The sequence below is a fragment of the Acinetobacter sp. AOR01_HL genome, assembly GCF_027855455.1.
GTDB classification, from domain to species: domain Bacteria; phylum Pseudomonadota; class Gammaproteobacteria; order Pseudomonadales; family Moraxellaceae; genus Acinetobacter; species Acinetobacter baumannii.
In genome coordinates this window covers 1-22,259 of sequence record NZ_JAKTIM010000016.1, presented here as the reverse complement: position 1 = coordinate 22,259, position 22,259 = coordinate 1, and the positions used below count along the sequence as shown (strand labels likewise).

26 protein-coding genes, 1 tRNA gene and 1 pseudogene are annotated in these 22,259 nt (G+C 36.3%); 19 read left to right on the top strand and 9 right to left on the bottom strand.

The window, feature by feature from the left end; translation table 11 throughout:
- The first annotated feature begins 244 nt into the window (after positions 1–244).
- Entirely contained in the window at positions 245–1,204 is a 960-nt protein-coding gene (locus tag MKL62_RS03490) for a LysR family transcriptional regulator (RefSeq protein ID WP_000423281.1), read from the top strand.
- A 48-nt stretch (positions 1,205–1,252) separates the two neighbouring features.
- Here the strand turns inward: MKL62_RS03490 and MKL62_RS03485 are convergent, their stop codons facing one another.
- Positions 1,253–1,453 (bottom strand): heavy-metal-associated domain-containing protein, encoded by a 201-nt coding sequence (locus tag MKL62_RS03485; RefSeq protein WP_001985155.1) that lies wholly within the window; start codon positions 1,451–1,453, stop codon positions 1,253–1,255.
- Between the two features lie 166 nt (positions 1,454–1,619).
- On the opposite strand from MKL62_RS03485, the gene MKL62_RS03480 reads away from it, so the two are divergent.
- From MKL62_RS03480 to MKL62_RS03470, 3 genes are all read left to right on the top strand, one after another.
- Positions 1,620–4,091 carry a heavy metal translocating P-type ATPase gene (locus MKL62_RS03480; protein ID WP_005129068.1) on the top strand — a complete coding sequence of 824 codons (2,472 nt, stop codon included), beginning with the start codon at positions 1,620–1,622 and terminating at the stop codon, positions 4,089–4,091.
- Positions 4,092–4,166: 75 nt separating this feature from the next.
- Entirely contained in the window at positions 4,167–4,568 is a 402-nt protein-coding gene (gene cueR / locus MKL62_RS03475; protein ID WP_001020650.1) for a Cu(I)-responsive transcriptional regulator, read from the top strand.
- Between the two features lie 28 nt (positions 4,569–4,596).
- Positions 4,597–5,004 carry a GFA family protein gene (locus MKL62_RS03470; protein ID WP_005129066.1) on the top strand — a complete coding sequence of 136 codons (408 nt, stop codon included), beginning with the start codon at positions 4,597–4,599 and terminating at the stop codon, positions 5,002–5,004.
- A gap of 591 nt (positions 5,005–5,595) precedes the next feature.
- Here the strand turns inward: MKL62_RS03470 and MKL62_RS03465 are convergent.
- Positions 5,596–5,952 carry a four-helix bundle copper-binding protein gene (locus tag MKL62_RS03465; RefSeq protein ID WP_001088962.1) on the bottom strand — a complete coding sequence of 119 codons (357 nt, stop codon included), beginning with the start codon at positions 5,950–5,952 and terminating at the stop codon, positions 5,596–5,598.
- Positions 5,953–6,429: 477 nt separating this feature from the next.
- Entirely contained in the window at positions 6,430–6,759 is a 330-nt protein-coding gene (locus MKL62_RS03460) for a hypothetical protein (RefSeq protein WP_000980495.1), read from the bottom strand.
- A gap of 440 nt (positions 6,760–7,199) precedes the next feature.
- Between MKL62_RS03460 and MKL62_RS03455 the strand changes: the two genes are divergently transcribed.
- A complete protein-coding gene (locus MKL62_RS03455) occupies positions 7,200–7,793 on the top strand; it encodes a LysE family translocator (protein ID WP_002070071.1) in 594 nt (197 codons plus the stop codon).
- Between the two features lie 50 nt (positions 7,794–7,843).
- Positions 7,844–8,068 carry a hypothetical protein gene (locus tag MKL62_RS03450; protein WP_005129062.1) on the top strand — a complete coding sequence of 75 codons (225 nt, stop codon included), beginning with the start codon at positions 7,844–7,846 and terminating at the stop codon, positions 8,066–8,068.
- Positions 8,069–8,292: 224 nt separating this feature from the next.
- Here MKL62_RS03450 and xseB read toward each other — a convergent pair whose 3' ends face one another.
- Both xseB and xseA read right to left on the bottom strand, forming a co-directional pair.
- Positions 8,293–8,487, bottom strand: a complete 195-nt coding sequence (gene xseB, locus MKL62_RS03445; protein WP_000998196.1) for an exodeoxyribonuclease VII small subunit — start codon at positions 8,485–8,487, stop codon at positions 8,293–8,295.
- Positions 8,480–9,742 (bottom strand): exodeoxyribonuclease VII large subunit, encoded by a 1,263-nt coding sequence (gene xseA / locus MKL62_RS03440; protein WP_001283231.1) that lies wholly within the window; start codon positions 9,740–9,742, stop codon positions 8,480–8,482. The genes xseB and xseA overlap by 8 nt, the downstream gene beginning before the upstream one ends.
- Positions 9,743–9,996: 254 nt before the next feature.
- On the opposite strand from xseA, the gene MKL62_RS03435 reads away from it, so the two are divergent.
- Together MKL62_RS03435 and MKL62_RS03430 are read left to right on the top strand one after the other, a co-directional pair.
- Positions 9,997–10,073: transfer RNA gene (locus MKL62_RS03435), tRNA-Met, on the top strand.
- 173 nt (positions 10,074–10,246) lie between these two features.
- Positions 10,247–10,480, top strand: coding sequence for a transposase (locus MKL62_RS03430; RefSeq protein ID WP_000636785.1), 234 nt, complete (start codon positions 10,247–10,249; stop codon positions 10,478–10,480).
- Positions 10,481–10,631: 151 nt separating this feature from the next.
- Here MKL62_RS03430 and MKL62_RS03425 read toward each other — a convergent pair whose 3' ends face one another.
- Complete coding sequence (locus tag MKL62_RS03425) at positions 10,632–11,303, bottom strand: XRE family transcriptional regulator (protein ID WP_001185369.1); 672 nt, start codon at positions 11,301–11,303, stop codon at positions 10,632–10,634.
- A gap of 600 nt (positions 11,304–11,903) precedes the next feature.
- On the opposite strand from MKL62_RS03425, the gene MKL62_RS03420 reads away from it, so the two are divergent.
- Positions 11,904–12,293, top strand: coding sequence for a hypothetical protein (locus MKL62_RS03420; protein ID WP_000427185.1), 390 nt, complete (start codon positions 11,904–11,906; stop codon positions 12,291–12,293).
- Between the two features lie 37 nt (positions 12,294–12,330).
- A complete protein-coding gene (locus MKL62_RS03415) occupies positions 12,331–12,876 on the top strand; it encodes a glycoside hydrolase family 108 protein (RefSeq protein ID WP_005129056.1) in 546 nt (181 codons plus the stop codon).
- A 66-nt stretch (positions 12,877–12,942) separates the two neighbouring features.
- On the opposite strand, the gene MKL62_RS03410 is transcribed toward MKL62_RS03415, so the two are convergent.
- Positions 12,943–13,560 carry a LysE family translocator gene (locus tag MKL62_RS03410; protein ID WP_000015971.1) on the bottom strand — a complete coding sequence of 206 codons (618 nt, stop codon included), beginning with the start codon at positions 13,558–13,560 and terminating at the stop codon, positions 12,943–12,945.
- Between the two features lie 519 nt (positions 13,561–14,079).
- On the opposite strand from MKL62_RS03410, the gene MKL62_RS03405 reads away from it, so the two are divergent.
- The 3 genes from MKL62_RS03405 to MKL62_RS03395 all read left to right on the top strand — a co-directional run bounded on the left by MKL62_RS03405 (position 14,080) and on the right by MKL62_RS03395 (position 15,818).
- Positions 14,080–14,295, top strand: coding sequence for a cold-shock protein (locus tag MKL62_RS03405; protein WP_000072673.1), 216 nt, complete (start codon positions 14,080–14,082; stop codon positions 14,293–14,295).
- A 203-nt stretch (positions 14,296–14,498) separates the two neighbouring features.
- Entirely contained in the window at positions 14,499–14,723 is a 225-nt protein-coding gene (locus MKL62_RS03400; protein ID WP_005129053.1) for a hypothetical protein, read from the top strand.
- A gap of 279 nt (positions 14,724–15,002) precedes the next feature.
- Positions 15,003–15,818 (top strand): pyrroline-5-carboxylate reductase family protein, encoded by an 816-nt coding sequence (locus tag MKL62_RS03395; RefSeq protein WP_000932373.1) that lies wholly within the window; start codon positions 15,003–15,005, stop codon positions 15,816–15,818.
- Positions 15,819–15,973: 155 nt separating this feature from the next.
- On the opposite strand, the gene MKL62_RS03390 is transcribed toward MKL62_RS03395, so the two are convergent.
- Positions 15,974–16,093, bottom strand: coding sequence for a hypothetical protein (locus MKL62_RS03390; protein WP_001982898.1), 120 nt, complete (start codon positions 16,091–16,093; stop codon positions 15,974–15,976).
- 485 nt (positions 16,094–16,578) lie between these two features.
- Between MKL62_RS03390 and MKL62_RS03385 the strand changes: the two genes are divergently transcribed.
- From MKL62_RS03385 to MKL62_RS03375, 3 genes are all read left to right on the top strand, one after another.
- The gene (locus tag MKL62_RS03385; protein ID WP_001127325.1) at positions 16,579–17,037 is read left to right on the top strand and encodes a hypothetical protein; all 459 of its coding nucleotides are present in this window, start codon (positions 16,579–16,581) and stop codon (positions 17,035–17,037) included.
- Between the two features lie 293 nt (positions 17,038–17,330).
- Positions 17,331–17,675 (top strand): hypothetical protein, encoded by a 345-nt coding sequence (locus tag MKL62_RS03380; protein WP_001004676.1) that lies wholly within the window; start codon positions 17,331–17,333, stop codon positions 17,673–17,675.
- A 97-nt stretch (positions 17,676–17,772) separates the two neighbouring features.
- On the top strand, positions 17,773–18,879 hold the full coding sequence (locus MKL62_RS03375; RefSeq protein ID WP_005129052.1) for a minor capsid protein: 1,107 nt from the start codon (positions 17,773–17,775) through the stop codon (positions 18,877–18,879).
- Here MKL62_RS03375 and MKL62_RS03370 read toward each other — a convergent pair.
- Positions 18,874–20,088, bottom strand: coding sequence for an MFS transporter (locus MKL62_RS03370; protein WP_005129051.1), 1,215 nt, complete (start codon positions 20,086–20,088; stop codon positions 18,874–18,876). The genes MKL62_RS03375 and MKL62_RS03370 overlap by 6 nt on opposite strands.
- 111 nt (positions 20,089–20,199) lie before the next feature.
- Here MKL62_RS03370 and MKL62_RS03365 point away from each other — a divergent pair, with 111 nt between their 5' ends.
- From MKL62_RS03365 to MKL62_RS03355, 3 genes and pseudogenes are all read left to right on the top strand, one after another.
- Positions 20,200–20,646, top strand: a complete 447-nt coding sequence (locus tag MKL62_RS03365) for a winged helix-turn-helix transcriptional regulator (protein WP_000024027.1) — start codon at positions 20,200–20,202, stop codon at positions 20,644–20,646.
- Between the two features lie 86 nt (positions 20,647–20,732).
- Positions 20,733–20,942, top strand: a pseudogene (locus MKL62_RS03360) (hypothetical protein); the annotation flags it as partial.
- Between the two features lie 74 nt (positions 20,943–21,016).
- Positions 21,017–22,225, top strand: a complete 1,209-nt coding sequence (locus tag MKL62_RS03355; RefSeq protein WP_000343018.1) for an IS256-like element ISAba26 family transposase — start codon at positions 21,017–21,019, stop codon at positions 22,223–22,225.
- Positions 22,226–22,259: the final 34 nt, after the last annotated feature.

Sequence of the window (22,259 nt, the reverse complement as noted above, 5' to 3'; positions counted from 1 at the left end):
ACCTTCGCTACGGTTTAAAAGGTCTTGATATCCTAATATGTCAATGAAGCGCATAAACGCGTCGGGTGTTTAACCGCGAATGGATAAAGATAGATCGAATGTTGGCCAGTATGATTTCAATCGGTGCTATACAAGTGATCTATAACTTCATCGGGTTATTGCTTGTATATACCTTAAAAGAATGGTTAAACTGTGTCTAAGACTGAATTTGCATTTTAATATATCTTAAAGGTATGGAAACCTGATGGAACTAAGACATTTACGGTATTTTGTGGCTGTTGTAGAAGAACAGAGCTTCACCAAGGCAGCCGAAAAATTATTTATTGCTCAACCGCCTTTGAGTCGGCAAATCCAAAATTTGGAAAGTGAGCTTGGAATTCAACTCTTTGAGCGAGGAAGCCGCCCTTTACAGACCACACCAGCAGGGCATTTCTTTTATCAGCACGCTGTTAAACTTTTGTCGAATGCTGAAGAAATAAAAAGTATGACCAAGCGTATTGGTCTCATCGAAAGAAGCATGACCATTGGTTTTGTCGGGTCTTTACTTTATGGATTGCTGCCTCGAATCATTTATTTATTTCGTCAGCAGCAGCCGCATCTGAATATTCAGCTCATGGAATTAAGTACAACCGAACAGTTACAGGCGTTAAAAGAAGGCCGTATTGATGTCGGGTTTGGGCGTTTAAGAATTAGTGATCCCGCTGTGAGACGAATACTTTTACGTAAAGAGCGTTTGGTCGTTGCCGCGCATACCAGTCATCCAATTGCACAGCGCACAGAAGGGGTATATCTGGCCGATTTGATTGATGAAAAGATGTTTATGTATCCCACTTCACCGAAACCGAACTTCTCAACCCAGCTTTTGAATATTTTTGCCGAACATAGTTTGGTTCCCAAAAATATGCATGAGATACGAGAAATTCAATTGGCTTTGGGCTTAGTCGCAGCAGGAGAAGGGATCTGCATTATTCCAGCAAGTGCCGATACCATTCGATTTCCACACTTAAACTATATTCCGATTTTAGATAACGGCGCGGTCAGCCCAATTTTTATTACTGCACGGGCAATGGACCGAAGTGAAGACTTACAATCATTGTTCGATTGTATTTATCAGGTTTATGACTTAGAAGGGATACCTTATCAACGAACTGTTTTTACACTTGATCAGAACCCGATAGATGATTCAAATGGTATCGACTCTTAAATAAGGGAGGTGCATAGCCTCAAGGTTGAAGCTATGCAGTTTTATATCTTATTGCACTTTCGCTGGGAAACCATCTTCTTCAAGTGCTTCGGTAATTTTATCGACGCTTTCACTGCTTTCAACAGTCACGATTTTGGTCGCTAAGTCTACATCTACTTTTGCATTTGGATCGACATCTTGAATCGTTGCTGTCACACCACGTGCGCAGCCACCACAAGTCATATTTTCAATAAGTAGTTTCATATTCATACTCCATCAAGAATGAGATGTTTGTTTGGATAACACTGAGTCTAAACCTTGTCATGATTGTAAGGTCAAGACCAAATTTTTAAAAAAATATGCTTGACCTTCCCATGATGGGAATCTGTATGCTCAATACAGAATATTAAATTTTGCAGATTTGCAGAGGTGTTTGATGGACTCAAAAACCACAAAATTACCAGCATATAGTGAAACACTCTCAATTGAGGGCATGACTTGTGCCTCCTGTGTAGGACGTGTCGAAAAAGCACTTAAGAAAGTTGAAAATGTAGAGATTGCCAACGTTAATTTGGCAACAGAGAAAGCCGTTGTTTATTCAAATCAACCGATTCAGCGTGAAGCCTTGATTAAAGCAGTTGAACGAGCAGGTTATGATGTTCCAAAAGCTGCGCCAGTGGAGTTGTCTATTGAGGGTATGACCTGTGCATCTTGTGTTGCACGTGTAGAAAAAGCCCTTAAAAAAGTAGAGGGCGTTCAAAACGCTACGGTCAACCTAGCAACAGAGCAGGCTTGGGTACAGGCAGATCCATCAGTCAATGTTGAAGACTTAATTCGTGCTGTTAAAAAAGCAGGTTATGACGCGAAAACATCTGAAAAAAATCAAGATGAGCAACTCGATAAAAAAGCTTCAGAGTTAGATCAGCTTAAAAAAGATCTGATCATTTCGATTGTGTTAGCCTTACCTGTGTTTATTTTGGAAATGGGTTCACATCTCATTCCAGCTTTTCACATGTGGGTTATGCACACCATTGGTCAATACAATAGCTGGCTTTTACAGTTTGTTTTGACCACATTAGTACTCGTTTTTCCTGGTCGCCGTTTTTACCAAAAAGGGATTCCAGCCTTATGGCGTTTGGCACCAGATATGAACTCGCTGGTCGCTGTTGGAACTTTAGCTGCCTACAGTTTCTCAGTCGTGGCAACCTTTATGCCGCAGGTATTACCACAAGGCACGGTCAATGTTTACTTTGAAGCGGCTGCTGTAATTGTCAGTTTAATTTTACTCGGACGTTATTTTGAAGCAAAAGCTAAAGGACGTACTTCACAAGCGATTCAACATTTGGTAGGAATGCAGCCAAAAACTGCCCGCATTCAGCGCGATGGACAAATAGTGGAAGTTGCAGTTGCCGAAGTGGTCAGTGGAACTATTGTAGAAATCCGTCCGGGTGAGCGTGTGCCAGTCGATGGTGAGTTGGTTGAAGGGCATAGCTATATTGATGAATCTATGATTACGGGTGAGCCTGTTCCTGTTGAAAAGAGAGTAGGGCAACAAGTAGTTGGAGGTACGGTCAATCAGAACGGGACTCTAAACATTCGGGCAACCGCCGTTGGTTCTTCGTCTGTACTTTCACAAATTATTCGCATGGTTGAGCAGGCCCAAGGTTCTAAACTTCCGATTCAGGGCTTAGTCGATAAAGTCACCATGTGGTTTGTACCTGTAGTGATGTTAATTGCTGCAATTACTTTCTTGGTTTGGTTTATTTGGGGACCAGAACCTGCGCTCACTTTTGGATTGGTGAATGCCGTTGCAGTACTGATTATTGCATGTCCTTGTGCGATGGGACTTGCAACGCCAACTTCTATTATGGTCGGTACTGGACGTGGTGCTGAGCTAGGTGTCTTGTTCCGTAAAGGTGAAGCTTTGCAGCTTTTACAAGAAGCGCAAGTGGTTGCCGTTGATAAAACAGGAACGCTCACCGAAGGCAAACCGACACTGACAGACTTTAATGTGCAATCTGGCTTTGAACGTAACCAAGTGCTGACTTTAGTTGCCTCTGTTGAAGCCAAATCTGAACACCCAATTGCCCTTGCGATTGTTCAAGCAGCAGAAAGCGAAGGCCTAAACTTATTACCAGTAACAGCATTTAACTCGATTACAGGATCAGGTATTGAGGCGGAAGTTTCTGGTCAAAAAGTACAAATTGGCGCAGACCGTTATATGCACCAACTTGGTTTAGATACCAGCTCATTCCAAGCGATTGCTGCTCAGTTAGGTGAAGAAGGCAAAACACCCCTCTATGTTGCCATTGACCAGCAACTTGCAGCAATTATTGCCGTGGCAGACCCAATTAAAGAAACAACCTATTCTGCGATTGAAGCCTTACATAAATTAGGTCTCAAAGTGGCCATGATTACAGGAGACAACCGTCATACAGCGCAAGCAATTGCCAAAAAGCTGAACATTGATGAAGTTGTGGCAGAGGTTTTACCCGAGGGCAAAGTGGACACAGTTCGCCAATTGCAAAAACAGTATGGTCGCTTAGTTTTTGTAGGTGATGGCATTAACGATGCGCCAGCCTTGGCACAAGCGGACGTGGGCTTAGCCATTGGTACAGGAACTGATGTTGCGATTGAAGCTGCCGATGTGGTGCTGATGTCAGGTAGTTTAAAAGGGGTACCGAACGCAATTGCGCTAAGTAAAGCAACTATGCGAAACATACGCCAAAACCTGTTCTGGGCATTTGTATATAACGTTGCGCTGATTCCAATTGCAGCAGGTGCCTTATATCCAGCATTTGGTGTGTTACTTTCACCGATGTTTGCAGCAGGTGCAATGGCACTTTCTTCGGTCTTTGTTTTAGGCAATGCGTTACGCTTAAAACGTTTTCATGCGCCAGTACAGTAAGCGTGCTGAAAATCAACTTTTGGTTTAAGATCATGACAGCAGGTCTTAAACCAAATTTAATATTTGAGGTGTGAGATGAATATCGGTCAGGCATCCAAACATTCGGGTATTTCGGCGAAAATGATTCGCTACTATGAAGAAATCGGTTTACTTGAAGCAGCTCAGCGTTCTGCTTCTGGCTATCGTATTTATTCAGAAACAGACCTTAAAACTTTAAACTTTTTAAAACATGCCAGAGAGTTAGGTTTTTCATCCGAACAGATGAAAGAGCTTATTTCGCTTTGGAAAAATACCGATCGGCATAGTGCAGAGGTGAAAGCTTTAACCGTAAAACACATTGCCGAATTAAAGCAAAAAATTGCTCATTTACAGGAAATGGTTAATATTTTGCAGGCTTCAGCTGATGATTGCTGTGGTGACCAGCAGGCTTCGTGTGCGATTTTAGACCACATTGAAAAAGGTGTAGGGGTAAGTTAAACCTTATAAAAATAAAAAAGGAAAAATCATGGCTTATACAGCTTCTTGTCTTTGTAATGGGATTCAACTTCGTATTAATGCCGAATTAGAACCCATCATGGTCTGTCATTGTAAGCAATGCCAAAAAGCACAAGGAGCTGCTTTTGCGGCCATCACTCAAGTACAAAAAAGCGATTTAGAGATTGTACAGGGTGAAAATCTTTTGCAAGCGTATTTTGCATCGCCTAATAAAAAGAGAGTGTTCTGTAAAACTTGTGGTTCACCTGTCTGGAGTGAACGTTTAGATAAACCTGATGTGGTGCGTTTAAGGGTAGGGCTCATTAATGAAGAAATATCGACGCCAGTCATCTCTCATGCTTTTGTCAATTCACAAGTGAAGTGGTATCCAATTTGTGATACGGCTCGCCAGTACCCAAGTGGCGTCGAAAACCCTTGAAATATGAAGGTTTGAAGTATTTTATCCATTTGTAAAAAAACGTGAACAGCACTAGCCATGAATAAATAATGTGCTATAAATGTACTTAAGGTAATCGTAATATCTCCTCGATCCACAGGGAAACTTGGGACAGGGCAAAAGATACGATAAGACCTTATAAACAGCTAGCAAAGAGCAAATAAAAATGGATAGACACATTTTTTGAGTGCTCAACGTTGCAGAAAAGCCCGTGAAACGGGCTTTTTTAATGCCTATGAAAAGTTATTTCTAAGTGTGGGATAGCTTATGTTTTTAAACTATTTAAGAAAAAGTAATGTAAAAATAATAAAATATTTCAAATATACAGACTATTCTGTATTGCAATTTATTTTTATTAAGGGTACATTTAGTTAACGGTTTAAAGTTCAAGCTTAATAATGAACTCATGGTCGTTGTGGGAGATCTAAGAGCCTGCATTTTCCCCAAGATGCGGGTTTTTTTTATGCCTAAAAAAGTAATGACTCATCTGATCTAAAAATTTAATTCTTTGTTCTATAAAGTTTAAAAACCTACGAACGTAATAGACCGTAGGTTTCTAAGCACGTCTAAAAATTAAGCACGATATGCCTGACAAGCTTGAGCACATGCTAAACATGCTTTTGCACAAACCTGACAATGCTCATGTTCGTGTTTACTACACTCAGCTGCACATAGTTGACATGCATTAGCACATAACTGCATGGCTTGTTCAGCAAGTTCGGAATGTCTTAATTCTAAAGATGTGCATAACTGACAGGTTTCTACACAGGTTAAGCAGTGTTTGATACACTCACGCATCATATGCACATGCTCTTCTTGTAAACATGCAGAGGCACAATGCTTACAAGCAAACATACATTCAATGCAGGCTTGAATAGAAGTAGATGCTTGATTAAACAGAGATTGATTTGGTTCTTGTGAGCTATTCATTTTAATATTCTCCTTTCGAAAGGCTATTATTAAAAAACCGAATATTGTTATCTTTTTTCATTTTATAAAATCATTTTTCCTATCGGGCACTTTGAAATGAAAGATCTACAAATGCTCAATACGAGATTAACCTCGTATAAGAATGTTACAGGTACTTTGTTAGTAAATTCTAAAAAGACAGTAAAACCTTAAGAAGAGATACCTAAAAACAAAAAATAAAATTTGTTTGGATATAATACTTTTGGCTAATTTTTTAATGTATGAAAATTAGGCAAATTATTAGTGTGAACTTTAAGGGCACACGTAATGGAAAACATAGAACAGTACGCTCACGGAGCTGAGCATGAAGTCCACGTACACTGCAAACGATCATTAAGCACTTTAATACTGAGCTTGTTTGTATTAATTGCAACTGGTCGATAAAGAAAAAGCACCCACGGGTGCTTTTCTGTATGACTTGACTATGGAAGGATTAAATTAAGAACCTGTAAAGCCGCGGCGCTTTTTGTAGGCTTTACGATCATAAGAGGGAATATTGGACTTTTGAAGATCAATAGCCAATTGTTTTCTGCGTTGAAATTGCACTTCATTTAAAAGCGCATCATAGATTTTAGGTCGGTCAGTTTTAAACTTTTCTACATCCAGTGGAATCTTACTTTCCTCTTTAACAATATACAAAACTGAACCATTGGCATTGGTTTCATATACTGTCCAACCAACCCGTACTGTATAGAGGCCGGTTTTTTGGTCCTTTCCTAAATATGATTTAAAACCATCGGGATGAGGGCGTACATAAGCATTCATCATGCATCCTCCATCAACTATTTAATTCGATGAAAGCGGCGATCAATGAATTGATGGGAACGATACATCTATTCAGTAAAATCACGATTTTCATGTGTATATATATTGATCAATTTGATAATTTCAAGCTCTGTATTTTTTCTTTTTTGTGGGATGAAAAACGTAAGAATTTGTCTAAAAAAGATACAAAAATAACCACTTCATTTTTATAGATAAATTAAGTCTATTTTTAACTTAAATTTGGTTTTTTTAAATTTATGTGACGTATTTTGCAAATTTAAAATTGAATAATTTATAGTGAAGCTTGAGTTCATTTTTTGTTAATGATTTGATTTTAAAAAATAAAAAATATTTGTAATATTTCTTGTTACAACGATTTTGTCGACAATACAGGATTGTTTTTGACATATTTCGCCTAGCGTAATCAATAGAGTTTTTTGCCTATGGTGTCATTTTTATTTATTGGACTTGTAGTCACTATTTTGTTGACTCCAGGACCAACAAATACATTATTAGCCTCGGCTGGCATACAAGCAGGGGTAAAGCATTCTCTTAAGTTGATTCCGGCAGAGGTAATAGGTTACCTGATCGCAATTACCTCATGGGGTGTTTTACTTGAATCGGTGTCTCATTTCATTCCATGGCTTCCAGCCATATTAAAGCTGATGAGTGCGGGCTTTATACTCTATCTTGCTTTTAAACTCTGGATGACATCGTCTGAAGATATTAAGTTAGACCGACCGCTTATTACGCCAAAAGCTTTATTTCTTGCGACACTTTTAAATCCGAAAGCTTTACTTTTTGCTTCAGCAATTTTTCCACATGCAGCGTGGGAAGTTCCTCATTTATATTTTATTCACATTGTTGTCTTTTTATCTTTAATTACCCCAATTGCTTTTTTATGGATTATGTTTGGAACAGTATTAATCTCAAATAAAGTCACTTGGTTAAATCAACGTAATTTACAACGTATTGCTGCATTTATTTTAACTTTTTTCGCCATGCCAATCGGCTATTCAGCGATTAGCTCATTTTAGACCTAACAAATTAATTTATATTAAAAAATTTAATATACAGGAGTTTTTTCATGAAGAGATTAAAAGTCGTTATTAAAGATCAGTTTGACCAAGAAAGTATTGCTTTAGCAAAGGTTAGGCCTGCGAGTGACCAGAAATTAGAGCTGTATAAAAGTGTAGAGCATATCGAAATTGATGACGATATTATTCTACCGAATATGGATTTACTCTATGAAAACCCAAAAGATGGAAAAATTTATAAATTAGTTGGCCCGTTTAATGAAGATGAATTATAGAGGGGTGAAGAAAAGTTGATTTTTTCATCTGTTTTAGTGTTGCTTAAAATAAAAGCAAACTAACGTATAGACACAATTAAAATCTTGAACACCAAGGGGTCCTTATGGGACTATGTTTCTGCAAAAATGTGACATAATCCACATTTTTGTATTTCAGGACTAAGTGGTGTTCACTAAGCCCATTTCTTCAATGAGAAGTAGAAATGGGCTTTTTTTATGGAAATTTATTCTTTAAAAGTTTCATCTAAAGCTTGCTGGACTGCTTCAATGCGAGATTTGCAAGCTTTATAAGCACCAATGGATTCTTCAACAATCTTCATCAAATTATCTATATCCGGGCTTTCCTGAGATTCAAGTAATTCGGCATTTCGCTTTAAAATGTCATGACCTTCTTTAAAAGTCAGTTCTTTATCATTCATTTGGAATTACCTCGGTAATATTAGCGTTAATTGCTCCATCTTGCATATCAACAGTAATGGTAGAGCTAGTGATTTGGTGAATGGAACGAATTGCTTTGCCTTCTGATCTTACAATTGCATAACCTTTTGCTTGAATTTGTTTCGGGTTTTGCAAAAGAATTTCTCGCATAAGAGATTCAGTTTGCGATAGAGAAAATTTAACTTGTTGCTGTGAAACAAATTGAATGCGTTCCTTTATCTGCTCAAGGAACTGGTGAGCTGAATTAAGCTGAGCTTGGGCAGAGGATTTAATATGTTGTAGATATTGATCACTCTTACTTTGGTAGGTCGTAATTTGATGTTGTGACAAGAGTTTGATTGTTTGTAGGTTGTCTACAGCTTCTTGTACACGTTCAACAATATGGTTGCGAATACCCGCAATCACTTTACTTGGAGTATCAAACGAACGGTGTGCGATCTCGTCAAGGATAGTACGATCTTTTTCATGTCCGATACCAACCCAAATCGGTACGCTACGTTTACAGAGGAGGGCGGCAAGCTCATAATCATTTAAGTAAGCTAAGTCATTTACAGCACCACCCCCGCGAATAATTACAATCAGGTCGGGTGGAAAGTTAAAATTATTTGCCCATTGTTTTAAACCTGTTGCCAACGACTCCATAAGACTGACGGCAGCCGTATTTCCCTGAAAGGTCGCACTTTGATAAACAAAATGACAAACCCCATTTCGCTCAAGAGCATCCGCATCCTTTTTAAAGTCACCTAAACCCGCAGCATTTTGAGGAGCAATAACTAATACATTTTGAATATCAAAAGGAGTAGGGAGAAGTTTATTCTTATGTATTAACCCTTCTTGAGTTAAACGTTCTACAATTTGTTGATAACGTTTTGCAATTTCTCCAAGTGTAAAACTTGAGTCTATTTCTTCAATATTGACTGAAAATCCATATTGCGGATCGAAACGAGCTCTAATTTTGATTAAAACGTTTAAATCACTAGCTAACTCAATACCTGTTTCACGTTCAAACTTGAGAACAATTTTACTGGCTGAAAATTTCCAGATAGTCGCTTTACAGCTTGCAATGACCTTGTCGGTGTCAGCATCTTTTTCTGCGAGCTCTAAATAATAATGTCCACCTTTAACATTTAAATTCCGAATTTCCGCTCTCACCCATACAGGCTCGTCAAAGGTCAGGCGTATGACTTCCTGCACTGTACCGAGATATTCACTAAGAGAGAGCTGAGGATCAGACATATAAACTATAAATGATGGGTTGAAACTAGATAGTATAAAAGCTACCCAAGCATGGCAATTGTTGTCTATGAATAACGGGTTCTGTTTAAAATAAATACAACAATTTAGAGCGTTAAAATTGAAATTGAGGGGCTTATTTAATTTGAGCGGATAAAAAGAAAAATTAATAAAAAGATAATTCTTAATAATTACAACCGATTAAAAAATAAAGTTTGCTTTATAAAATATATAAGCGTATAAAGCTTACTTCCAATTGCGGGGTGGAGCAGTCTGGTAGCTCGTCGGGCTCATAACCCGAAGGTCGTTGGTTCAAATCCGACCCCCGCATCCAAAATATTATGCTCTGTGATGTACTACTTTTCATGATACGAAATCATGGAAAGCAATTAGCTTATAAATAACCCTATATAAAGCTAAATATTAAATTCTAGACGAATTGTCCATACCTTAAATCTAGCGTTCTAATTAAATACCGTTAAATCACATGAGCTCAGTGATGAGTGAATGATTGTGAATATAGTAAATGAGTGGCAAATCGCCACAGCCGTAAATGGCAATGAAATTAATGTGCGGATTGTTCCTCACGTCCGTAAGCAAAACTCGCTTGATGGTTATCGTTGGGTTGAGGTTGGAAAGAAAATTCAGCTTCAAACTGGTGAAGAAATTGAGTTAAACCAAGACGGAAAAAGCTTCTATGCTGGGTTTAATCAACTTTATCGTTTAAATACATATTGTTGATAAAATCATGGTAATAAAGCAAAAAAACCTATCTCTTTTAAATGAGATAGGTTTTTTTATATCGAGAAGAAAGCTAAATAATTAAAGTTATAAAAAGACGAAAGTGATTAAAAAGCTCTTATTATTATTTTAGCTATATTTAATAACTAAATTAACCTGCTCTCCAGAACTGACGCCCCATGACCTTAAAGTTTTTTCCGTTCTCTTCGGTGACACGTCGGTCTCTAAATTTTTCATTTAAACTATGCAAAATTAAAGAGCCATCTGCCTCTTTAAAAATTTGTTTAATCATGCCTTCACCAGCAAAATAAACGGCATAGATTTCACCATCAATTACTTCTGTTTGAGAAATATCAATACCGACCAGATCACCATCTTTGATGTAATCGGTCATACTATCGCCCTTAGCTTTGATAATACGCATGCATTCCTGAGCAACACGTTTTTCTTTAAAGAATGAAGCGGGGAAAGGAATTTTCCCATTAATTGCATCAAAATGAAATTCGATTGATTCGCCTGTACCACAAGAAAAACTCGCTTCAACTACTTCGATCCAGACATATTGGTCTGCTGCATCGTTATTCACGACAGTAGGACTAAATACATCACTTTCTCTAAAAGAGTCTTCTGAGTTTCCTGTAGTAAGCCAATAAGCATCTACACCTAAAAACTGTGCAATGAGTGGAAGAAAAGCAGATTTTAAATTCTTCCCCGATTCTAAAGCTTGATAAGCAGGCTGAGACATCTTTACTGCTTCAGCAACCTCTGCCTGTGTTTTTTTAGCTTTAATCCTTGAATCTTTTAAACGGTCTTTAAGAGCCATAATGATCGCACCAGCTAACTTATAACAAATATATAACTTAAGTTATATTTAGTAAAACAACTATAGTTATTGACTAATAATAACTATAGTTATAATATCAGTTATAAGGGCATATTGATAGAACGAAAATAATATTTTATTTGAAATTGATTTCTTAATTTTATCAATACCTTATTAAGAAAGTAACGATTATTCTGCCTCAATGGATGACAGAATATAAAAATGGCGATAGTCGATGAGTGGTTTGTACAGACTATTAAAAACAAGAAATGGAATAAAAAAAGCCCGATTCCGTGGATCAGGCTTAATGTTCGTCGATAAAGGGTATCAAGAACATGAAGAATCTAACAAAGAATTTAATGCGTCACAAAAGTTTCCGATATACGGCAACGTGTTATCTCAACTTTTTGGTCAAAAAAGAGAGGTTATCTAGCGGTGCAGTTTTACTGAGGCTTATGTCATTCATAGCGGTTTAAAAAGAACAAGAGCGACTAGATTAAATCTGTGTACATAGCAGAGTTAGATATAAAAATATGAAAAATAACAAAGCAGTAGCCATGATTATTTTTCAAAAAATTACGCTTTAGGCAGGATTAAATTATGGAAAATTTTTTAACTTCAAATGGGCTAGCTGCCGCTTTTAACCTTTATGGCACCGTCATGATGGTGGTTTTAGCAGTGAGCTTAGTTGTTGCAGTAGTTTTAATTATGCGCTTTCCACGTTCACCTCAAGAATGGGTCGTTGGTTTGATTTGTACGGTTGTTTCAAGCTTGACTGGTGGCTCATTCATTATCATGAAATGGAATTTACATGAGTGGGTGACAGATATATGGGGAATGATCACTTTAGGTGGATTCTTCTTTATTTGTGGCTTACCTGGTTGGGCAATTGTGAGGTGGATATTTAATTTCATTAATAAACAAGAAGGAAAAACCATTGTTGAAGTCATGCAAGATCTAAAAAAAGCGAAAGATGATATCCAAAGCTAATAGCTATTTGACCCTAATAAAGACGAGGACAACTCTTATGAATATTGAGCAATATTTAGATACACTAATAAAACGCGAAGGTGGCTATGTAAATGATCCACTTGATCATGGGCATGCGACTAAATTTGGAATTACACAAGCCGTTGCTCGTAGTTATGGTTATCAAGGTGCAATGGAGAATTTAACGTTAGAGACAGCCAGAGAAATTTATAGGAATCAATATTGGCTTGAGCCGCGATTTGATCAAGTTAATTTGATCAGCGCACTTGTTGCTGAAGAGTTATTCGACACGGGTGTGAATTGTGGTATTAGTTTCACAAAACCACTTTTACAACGTGCATTAAATTTATTGAATAGGCAGGGCAAAGAAGGCTGGGTAGACCTTAAGGTAGATGGTGAATATGGGCCAGCCACTTTGCAGGCTTTAATAAAATATATTAAAAACCGTGGTAAGGAAGGTGAAAAAGTGCTGGTACGGCTTCTTAATATTATGCAAGGCCAGCGCTATATTGAAATTACGGAAACAAATCCGAAGCATGAGCAATTCTTTTATGGATGGCTTGCTAATCGTATCAGCTTATAAAAAAGCCAACTTGCTAAAGCTATTGAGTTATAGCCTTACAAGTTGGCTCACTTTCATAAAATAGTTTTATTGAGTAATAAGTAAAACTGCTAAAAGAAAAAATATACAACCACTGACTTTATTGAGCTTAGAAAAATTATTTCCGGCAAGCATCTTCTCTTTGAATATTGAGGAAAAGTTGGCATAAACTAAATGAATTAAAAATCCGATCAAGCAGAATGTTAAAGATAAAACCAAAAACTGATTTAATATTTCTTTTTTAATATCAATAAACTGTGGAAAAAGGGCAATAAAAAAGACAATTGTTTTTGGATTAAGTAGTGAGGCAAACAACCCTTGATAGAAAAGCTTTGATTTCTTTATCCCTTTTTCATTATGTTCAGTTTCTAATAAGTCTTGAGTCGGGGATTTTTTAATAAAATTTTTATAACCTAAGTACATTAAGTAAAAGGCCCCAATAAATTTTAAAGCAGTGAAGATAGTAGGATTGCTAGTAATAATAAGACCGACACCGCTTGCAGAAATCACGGCGATAATAAACATACCAATAATTAAACCACTAATACCAAATAAAGCTGTCCTCACACCATAATTTATTGAATTTGTTACTGTAAATAAAACGCCTGGGCCTGGGCTTGATAAAGTAAGAAAAGCAATGGTTATAAAAACTAAAAGACCGCTCACGTTGATACTTCCTGTTTACCATCAATATGTTAATTGCATGCCTACTTTAAAGCAGAATAGGAATTATGTATACAGACGAGTATGTATAATTTATAAAAAAGTAAATTAAAGGATGGTATTTGAAAATTCCTACACAATCTTATTTTTTTTAAACTCTAAATTATTTGATAATTAAAAATCCAATGCTTTAAAAAGTATTAAATATATTTAATTAATATATAGATACAGTGGTAGAAAATTATATTTAAATATCATTGAAAATCAGATAGAAAGTTAGAATTTGATACCTTCGTATTCAATAAGAAATGAATTAATCAAGATATCGATTGCAATTCGTTAAGAAGCGTGTATAGTCGTCACTAACTACAAAAATATTCATGTTACCCAAAGTCTCTCTTTTCGCAGTTTTATTTATAATCCTCCGTATATTTTTAGATATTTAAGTAGAATGTGTATTTTTTAGTTCTATTGGTTTGCCCAATAATAAATGATAATGTTTTTAAAAGTTAGGATTAATTTATGTCTAATACTACTGGTACAGTAAAATGGTTTAATGAAACTAAAGGTTTCGGTTTTATTCAAACTGATGAAGGTAAAGATGTTTTTGCACATTTTTCTGAGATTCAAACACAAGGCTTTAAAGTTCTTTTAGAAGGTCAGCGTGTTCAGTTTACTGTAACACAGGGTAAAAAAGGCCCACAAGCTTCGAATATCACAATTGTGACGAATGCTTAAACTAAAGTAATTTGATGATTTTAGACGATTTGATCTGTAGTGATTTGCTCAATTAAACGGCTCTAATCATCAAGATAGTTAAAAAACCCACTTCTTCCTTTGTGGGTTTTTTATATGGATAATTAAATAAGTTGATTATTTGTTTTATATAATATAGAAATTAGAATTATGTTGTATAAGTTGACTTTATAACTGGTATAAAAATGGATATTTGTATTGGCGGTATTTTAAACGGTAAAGTAAGAAAGAATAATGAAAATTATTTCTCTATAGGAAATCCTCATTCAGATGATGTAACGGAGTATCACAAGCAATATTTCCATTTGGATGGAAAGCTTTTATCATTTTGGGTGTGTAATGAAATCAATTTTCAAGAAGCCTCCAGAATAGCTGAAAGTTTCTATAAAAAAGAACAAAGTTTTTATTAAGTAAATTTTAATTAAATACTTTAAGTCTGGTAAGTCTATTTCTTTAATGAGATAAGCTAAAAATTATTTTTAATTACATATTTTTAACAATTTAGATTAATTTGTTATTCATAAAGTCATAAGTAAAGAGTAATCTTAGCTCAGAATTTAAAATCGTTGTAAAATTAAACTTAACATTCATGAAAATTTATTAAATTTTTCTTGTCTTAACGGTACATGACTTACGTCATAAATAATATTTCTTTTTGTAGTATATCTAAAGGAAGGAAATAATTCTAAATGTTGAATATAGTACAGCCTAATATTTGCTTCATTGGTAGCAGTAATTTGTCTTTAGCTTTAATTGGAGGTTTAGTTTTAAAAGGCTTTCAAAGAGAAAAAATTAATCTAATAGAGGAAGTCAAATTTGAGAATCAAATCATTCTAAAGCAAAAGCAACATGAGGTGAAAAAGGCAGATATAGTTGTTCTATTACTAGACCCAAAAGACTTAAAGGCTATACTGGCGCCCTTAAAAAAATGGTTAGCTGATAAAACTATTGTGTCGATGATGGCCGGAGTTAATATTCAACAATTAATGAGTATTACGGGTTCAAAAAAAATTATCAGAGTCATTTCTAATCCGCCTGTATTAACTTATACAGGTACCCATGTGTTAATTGGTTCAGACTATTTAGAGCCTTTAGATAAAGAAGTGATAGAAACAATTTACTCAGCCACAGGGCGAACCTATTGGGCAAATTCAGAATCCCAAAGTGACGCGATTATTGCTTTATCGGGTTCAGGACCAGCTTACTTCTTCTATATTCTGGACAGTATGGTGAAAACAGGGGTGTCTATGGGGCTAGATAAGCAATTTGCTTTAGATCTAATACTTCAAGCTGCATCAGGCGCTGTAGAAATGGTTCGTAAAAGTAATGTTCAGCCTAGTGAGTTATGTGGCAAGGTCACATTAGCGAATGGTATTACAGAGTCTGCATTACGAATGTTTGAATTAGGCAACCTCTCTGATGATATTCGGCTGGCTTTAAAAGCAGCTTACCATCGTAGTAAAGAAATAAGCTTAGAAATTAATGCAGAAATTACGAGACACTAGCTTTAGCTGATTACAAAGTACCTTCCAAATGTTAACGCTTTATATTTGGAAGGTTTTTTTTAGCCAGCTTAGTTTAGCCGTGTAAAATTAAAGCAAACATTATCTTTCAAAGAACCATCAAAACGGCTACTTTAAAAATCAATTATTAGCTTAAGTTATGGAATTTGTAGGAAATACTCCCAAATAATAAAACCTAAGCCGAACCCTAGCATTGAATAGAGGGTAATAATAAATAGTACAAAACTAGCTTTATTTTTCTTTCTTAAAAAACTCATGTTAGCTACCTCGTGTCTAGATAGTTACTATCATGAAGAAAGGCAAGGTGTAATCATAGATACAGAATTTTTTCAAAAAAATATAACAGATGGGTAGGTGTTATAACCTCATCTTTAATTAAGTTTTTCTTCAAATTTATGACTGAACAAAGACTAAAGTATGGTGAATCTAGAAGCATGAGAGGTACTTATAAAAATTATTTCTACATTGTTTTTTAATGATAATTTATTACTCATGTTGTGTGAAAAATAATCAATTACAATTGAAAGAAAATATTTCTAATTGGTTAAAAGTATTAAATAAAATTGTGAAACATTTAACATTAGTTTGACTATTTGTGTTCCGTTATGGTGCAATTTTACATAATATGGGTAGTTCTTACATTGTTTTAAATTTATTTGCACTCAATTACAATTAAGTCTTCATAATCAAAAGATGAATTTTTTTATTTTCAATTATTTATAATAATATTGAGGAGGAAGAAATGCCAAAGTATTTAGCTATAGCGGAGAAAGTATACAAGGAAATTAAAAAAGATAATTTATTTACTGAAGATACCATTCAAAATTTAAATTGTTTAATTAGCTTGATTCGCAAAGCAATTAAAGGTACTGAGTTCAAACTTAAGTACAATTTTATAAATTTTGAAGAATGCTTAAATCAATTTAATAAAGAAAAATCAGTGCATATTGATTTAAGTCTTATGCCCAAGTTTAAGAATGAAGATGAATTCATTTTGTGGCTTGCAGGCTTTATTGAGCGAATGACAATTGGAGGGAAAGAGAAGCTTCCTCCAATTTCAAACTATATTCCAAAAGGCTTTAAAATTGATCAAGCCGAAATTCCTGTGGCTGCTGAACCAAGCAAAGAAGAAAATGCTGAGATGATTATTAACTACTTTAAATCTGAGGATTTCATTAAAAATAATAAAATATCCTCTTAAATATAGAAGTATTTGTCCACCTTACTTCTATATCTGGCTGATAATATTTAGCTACCGCCTTCTGGGGCGGTTTTTTTTATTTAACCAGCTTAAATGATCAGCATATAAAACTTATCAAAAATGTCAGTAAATATGGAAATGTTTTATAAAGAATTAATAATGACATAAAAAATAATAAGTTGGAGATTATATTGTTATTCTTATTAAAATATTTTTCACATAAAAATAATCTTAAATTACGTATAGAAACATTTACTGGTACATAATTTCCAAAAAAATAGGATGATGAAGAGATGAATGAGAATGCTGAACTCATTAAATATTTAGATATTGCCGAAAATGTATACGAAAATATGTATGAAAAGTACCAGATTACGGATAACCCTGTAACCAATCTCAATAGAGTGATGGCAGAAATTAGAAAAGAAGCCGAACAAAATGATTTAAAGTTAAAATATACCAAAATTGATTTTGAAGAATGTTTAACTAAGCCTCTTTCTGAAAGAGAGATAAAAGTTGACTTAAGTCTACTTCCTCGTTTTGAGTATAGAGATGAGTTTATTTTGTGGCTCACTAATTTTATTAGAAATATTAGTGTGCAAAAAAAGTTCGTAAAACAAAAGTACTATTTTAATTAGCTTTATAAACTTTTTAACTACTCAAAACTATTAATAAATTTTATAGAACAGCGATATAAAAAGAAAAATAAAGTGCACCTTTGTAGAGGTAACTTACATGAAGAATATTACTGAAAAATCACTTTTTGATGTTTTTACTCAGCATCAAGCTTATCTCTACCGAGCATCATCGCGATCGGTAAATGAACTTTATAAGTTTTTTAATAGTGAAACGATGGTTATGCTTGATCGGTTAGGCGATTTAATGAAAGAGCTGAATGAAACTGAGAGGTTTGCTCTTGCTGGTGGTGAGTATACAACTCAGCATCTAAAAAACATCCAACTTGTTATTTCGAACTGGTTTAATTCAATTAATACTGTTTTACCGGAAATGTTTACTCACTCGGCAATTGCTTTGGCTATATATGAGTCAAACTATATTGCCAAATTATTTGGTAAGGTTATTAAAGATTTAAAGGGAGAGCGGCTTTATCAGTCAATAAAACGAGTGCCTTTGGCTGGAGGTGCCTTGGTTGATGAATCCTTAGCTCAAATTGGTGAAAATGCCCTTCAACGCATTGAATATGCTATTCGGGATGGTATGAATACCGGAATGACGCCTCAGCAAATCATCAAATGTATTACTGGTACAAAACGCCTTAAGTACGAAGATGGATTGCTCAACAGTACCAAAATCGATATTGAAAGAATTATTAGAACGCTACGTAGCCATATATCAAATCAGGTCTATTTATATAACTTCAAAAATTTTAATTTTGAATATGTAAGGTTTGTGAGTGTTTTAGATGGCAGGACTTCTAAAATCTGTGCAGCCGTTGATGGTTCTATTTGGAAACTGAATGACTCGGCGAAAAGAGTGCCACCTTTGCATCCAAATTGCCGAAGTATTCTGGTTCCCGTAAGTAAGGATGGAAGGCTTATTGGGAACAGATCTTTCGTTATGGATGAAAGAAAAGTACGAGATATTCCTAAAGATGAGCGGACTCAGTTAATGGGTCAAATAGACGCAAATATTTCCTTCAAAGAATTTTTTAATCTGACCGATAATTTTTTCCAAAAAGAATGGTTAGGCCCTAAACGTTATAAGTTATATAAAGAAGGGCAATTTGATTTTGATAAATTTTTTGATCCAAAGGGGCGGCTCTATACTTTGGATGAATTGAGAGAATTAGATGAACGAACTTTTAAAATACTTGGGTTATAGCTTCATCGTTCTCCACCAAAATAATAATGCCAATAAACTCACACATGCGCCTAGACTACATACGCCGAGCCATCCTGCATAAGCATAAGTCGCTGTTGTGCTGATTGCACCCAGTCCACTACCTATTGCATAAAAGAGCATGTATAGACCAACAAGACGACTATGTGCTTCTGGGCGAGTACGAAAAATCATACTTTGGTTGGTCACATGCAGGGCTTGTCCACCTAAGTCGAGCAATACTATGCCAATCACCAGCGCCCAAAGTGAGTAGATCATGAGTGAAAGCGGCCACCATGCGAGCAGCAATATTAACAGTGCTGCCAAGCTTGTGCGCTGAGCATATCCGCGGTCGGCCCATTGGCCAGCACGAGTGGCGGCTAGAGCACCGATTACACCGAACAGTCCAAAAGACCCAATTACAGTATGCGAAAAGTTATAGGGTGGTGCACTTAACGGTAGTACCAATGCGCTCCAGAGAATATTAAATGCCGCGAACATGAGTAAGGCTAATACACCGCGTACTTGTAGGACTTTTTCTTGGCGCAGTAGCTTTAACATAGAAGCTAGAAGTTGCGGGTAGCGCATGGTAACGGGCTGAACATTTAAATGAGGGAGTCGCCTCCAAAGTGGTAAGGTAATCATGAGCATAATGATAGCTGCGCAAAAGTACACGCCGCGCCAACCCGCTATATCACTTATTCCTCCTGAAAATACACGGGCAAGCAGTAACCCAATGAATACACCACTCTGTGCAGTACCAACCACATGCCCTTGCTCATGTGGGGCCGCAGCACTTGCAGCATAGGCAATAAGTCCTTGTGTCATGGCTGTGCCGAGTAGGCCAACCGCAAGCATTCCTGTCAAAAGAATAATCGTAGAGTGGGCAAAGGCAACCATTAGCAATGCAGATATTAAAGCCAGTAGTTGCAGTGTCATTAACCGACGCCGATTTATAAGATCACCTAACGGCACTAAAAACACGAGGGCAAGTGCACAACCTATTTGAGTGGCTGTAACCACACCACCAATGGCGGCATGACTCACATTAAAGTCACTCGCCAAGATGTCGAGCAAAGGCTGTGCATAATAGACGTTTGCTACGCTTGCACCACTTGCTATAGCAAATAGCAAAACTACGCTACGAGGTAGGTTCGAATGCGTTTTATTGTTATCTACCGGAGACATTGAAGATACAAGGGAGGCTTTCATTATTCTAAATCCATCCAATCTAGTTTTAAAATGCAACTAGTTGAATGTTAGATCGACTGGTTTTAAAATGCAACTAGATATCTTGTTACTGATTATTGGTAAGGAAACTCAATGGCTAACTCTACATTGATGAAAGAAGAACCTTGTCCTGTTGCACGCTGCGTCAATCTCATAGGAGATCGCTGGTCACTGCTTATTGTGCGCGATGCATTTGACGGAATGCGCCGTTTTGGGGATTTCCAGCGGAGCTTAGGCGTTGCACGAAATATTCTTTCTGACAGGCTGAAAAAGTTGGTGGAAGCAGGTGTTCTCGAAATGCAAGATGCTTCAGATGGTACGGCTTATCAGGAATATGTGTTGACCACTAAAGGGGAGAGTTTATTTCCTGTGATTGTTGCTCTACGTCAATGGGGAGAACACAACTTATTTGAAAGTGGTGAGCGCCATTCTCTATTAATTGATAAAAATACAGGTCAGCAAATTCCATTTATGGCACCAGTCACAGCAGATGGAAAAGTGCTTAATGCTTCTGACACCCATGTGCAAAAGGTCAAATAAAATAAGAGAATAGAAAAATTAACCTTTTTTAACTTAAATTTTGGGAGATTAGTTGCTAACCTTGCGCGTCAAATTAAGGTGAGATTATGAGATTTATATTCCTCTTTATAAGTGCAGTTTCAATTCAATGTTATGCAGCATCAGAAGCAATGGAACTTCATTACTGTGAAACTGTGAAAAAAGCAGCGAGTGGTGTGATGGATGCTAGACAACATGAAGTGCCAGCTAAAGAGTTACATGACATCGCCAATCATCTTGAAGAGCAACAAGCCAAACAACTTTATCAAGAGCTTATGGGACTGTTCTAAATTTTGTGTAAGTACTTAATTTTCATTTATCCTTCAGAGGATAATTACAAAAGGTACTTCACATGGATGAAGCAACAATCAAAAGTATGGCTGCCGAATTGGCTAAAGGTCTAAAAACACCAGAAGACTTAAACCAAATGACAGCAGTCTTTAAAAAATTCATGATTGAAACTGCACTCAATACTGAACTTTCAGACCATCTCGGTTATGAAAAGCATCAGCCCAAGAAAGGCTCAAATAGCCGTAATGGGTTTAGTTCTAAAACCATTACAACTCAAGATGGACAACTGGCTTTAGATATTCCCCGTGATCGAGAAGGTTCATTTGAGCCACAAATTATCAAAAAGCACCAAACACGCATCACCAGTATGGATGACCAAATCCTCTCACTGTATGCAAAAGGAATGACTAATAGGGAAATTGTAGCCTTCTTCAAAGAAATGTACGATGCCGATGTGTCAGCATCTCTCATCAGCAAAGTTACCGATGCTGTGATTGAGCAAGTGACTGAGTGGCAAAATAGAGCCTTAGATAGCCTTTATCCTGTTGTCTATCTTGACTGTATTGTTGTCAAAGTCCGTCAGCACTCCAATGTGATTAACAAGTCCGTATACCTTGCTTTAGGCATCAATATGGATGGGCAAAAAGAATTACTGGGTATGTGGATTGCTCAGACAGAAGGTGCCAAATTCTGGCTGTCAGTCATGACAGAGCTAAAAAATCGAGGAGTACAGGACATTCTTGTTGCCTGTGTAGATGGATTAAAAGGCTTCCCTGACGCGATAGCCTCTGTTTACCCTCATACTGATATTCAACTGTGTATCGTGCATGTTGTACGCAATAGCCTGAGATTTGTAAGCTGGAAAGACTACAAAGCTGTTACGTCGGGTCTGAAAGCGATTTATCAGGCAAGTACAGAGGAAAATGCTTTAAAATCCCTAGACATCTTCTGTGATCAATGGAATCACCAGTATCCCAAAATTGGAGAATCCTGGCGGGCCAATTGGGAAAATATCCGAACGATCTTTAGCTATCCAGCCGAAATACGTCATGCAATTTATACAACAAATGCGATTGAGTCGTTGAATAGCGTAATACGCCATTCAACGAAGAAAAGGAAAATCTTTTCATCTGATGACTCAGTAAAGAAGGTCATTTACTTAGCAACATCAAATGCTGCGAAGAAATGGACGATGCCAATTCAAAATTGGCGTTTAGCAATGAATTGGTTTACGATTCAGTTCGATGATCGATTAAAAGATCATTTATAAAAAATGGAACTTACACAAAATAATTTACAGGCTC

What these genes read in the sequence shown, in the direction of transcription:
- MKL62_RS03480 (WP_005129068.1), top strand. Translation starts at nt 1,620, where the DNA reads ATGGACTCAAAAACCACAAAATTACCAGCATATAGTGAAACACTCTCA.
- xseB (WP_000998196.1), bottom strand. Translation starts at nt 8,487, where the DNA reads ATGAATGATAAAGAACTGACTTTTAAAGAAGGTCATGACATTTTAAAG.
- MKL62_RS03365 (WP_000024027.1), top strand. Translation starts at nt 20,200, where the DNA reads ATGGCTAACTCTACATTGATGAAAGAAGAACCTTGTCCTGTTGCACGC.
- MKL62_RS03460 (WP_000980495.1), bottom strand. Translation starts at nt 6,759, where the DNA reads ATGATGAATGCTTATGTACGCCCTCATCCCGATGGTTTTAAATCATAT.
- MKL62_RS03465 (WP_001088962.1), bottom strand. Translation starts at nt 5,952, where the DNA reads ATGAATAGCTCACAAGAACCAAATCAATCTCTGTTTAATCAAGCATCT.
- MKL62_RS03400 (WP_005129053.1), top strand. Translation starts at nt 14,499, where the DNA reads ATGGATATTTGTATTGGCGGTATTTTAAACGGTAAAGTAAGAAAGAAT.
- MKL62_RS03385 (WP_001127325.1), top strand. Translation starts at nt 16,579, where the DNA reads ATGCCAAAGTATTTAGCTATAGCGGAGAAAGTATACAAGGAAATTAAA.
- MKL62_RS03405 (WP_000072673.1), top strand. Translation starts at nt 14,080, where the DNA reads ATGTCTAATACTACTGGTACAGTAAAATGGTTTAATGAAACTAAAGGT.
- MKL62_RS03415 (WP_005129056.1), top strand. Translation starts at nt 12,331, where the DNA reads ATGAATATTGAGCAATATTTAGATACACTAATAAAACGCGAAGGTGGC.
- cueR (WP_001020650.1), top strand. Translation starts at nt 4,167, where the DNA reads ATGAATATCGGTCAGGCATCCAAACATTCGGGTATTTCGGCGAAAATG.
- MKL62_RS03425 (WP_001185369.1), bottom strand. Translation starts at nt 11,303, where the DNA reads ATGGCTCTTAAAGACCGTTTAAAAGATTCAAGGATTAAAGCTAAAAAA.
- MKL62_RS03485 (WP_001985155.1), bottom strand. Translation starts at nt 1,453, where the DNA reads ATGAATATGAAACTACTTATTGAAAATATGACTTGTGGTGGCTGCGCA.
- MKL62_RS03490 (WP_000423281.1), top strand. Translation starts at nt 245, where the DNA reads ATGGAACTAAGACATTTACGGTATTTTGTGGCTGTTGTAGAAGAACAG.
- MKL62_RS03355 (WP_000343018.1), top strand. Translation starts at nt 21,017, where the DNA reads ATGGATGAAGCAACAATCAAAAGTATGGCTGCCGAATTGGCTAAAGGT.
- MKL62_RS03375 (WP_005129052.1), top strand. Translation starts at nt 17,773, where the DNA reads ATGAAGAATATTACTGAAAAATCACTTTTTGATGTTTTTACTCAGCAT.
- MKL62_RS03395 (WP_000932373.1), top strand. Translation starts at nt 15,003, where the DNA reads ATGTTGAATATAGTACAGCCTAATATTTGCTTCATTGGTAGCAGTAAT.
- MKL62_RS03455 (WP_002070071.1), top strand. Translation starts at nt 7,200, where the DNA reads ATGGTGTCATTTTTATTTATTGGACTTGTAGTCACTATTTTGTTGACT.
- MKL62_RS03380 (WP_001004676.1), top strand. Translation starts at nt 17,331, where the DNA reads ATGAATGAGAATGCTGAACTCATTAAATATTTAGATATTGCCGAAAAT.
- MKL62_RS03420 (WP_000427185.1), top strand. Translation starts at nt 11,904, where the DNA reads ATGGAAAATTTTTTAACTTCAAATGGGCTAGCTGCCGCTTTTAACCTT.
- MKL62_RS03450 (WP_005129062.1), top strand. Translation starts at nt 7,844, where the DNA reads ATGAAGAGATTAAAAGTCGTTATTAAAGATCAGTTTGACCAAGAAAGT.
- MKL62_RS03430 (WP_000636785.1), top strand. Translation starts at nt 10,247, where the DNA reads ATGATTGTGAATATAGTAAATGAGTGGCAAATCGCCACAGCCGTAAAT.
- MKL62_RS03390 (WP_001982898.1), bottom strand. Translation starts at nt 16,093, where the DNA reads ATGAGTTTTTTAAGAAAGAAAAATAAAGCTAGTTTTGTACTATTTATT.
- MKL62_RS03370 (WP_005129051.1), bottom strand. Translation starts at nt 20,088, where the DNA reads ATGAAAGCCTCCCTTGTATCTTCAATGTCTCCGGTAGATAACAATAAA.
- xseA (WP_001283231.1), bottom strand. Translation starts at nt 9,742, where the DNA reads ATGTCTGATCCTCAGCTCTCTCTTAGTGAATATCTCGGTACAGTGCAG.
- MKL62_RS03470 (WP_005129066.1), top strand. Translation starts at nt 4,597, where the DNA reads ATGGCTTATACAGCTTCTTGTCTTTGTAATGGGATTCAACTTCGTATT.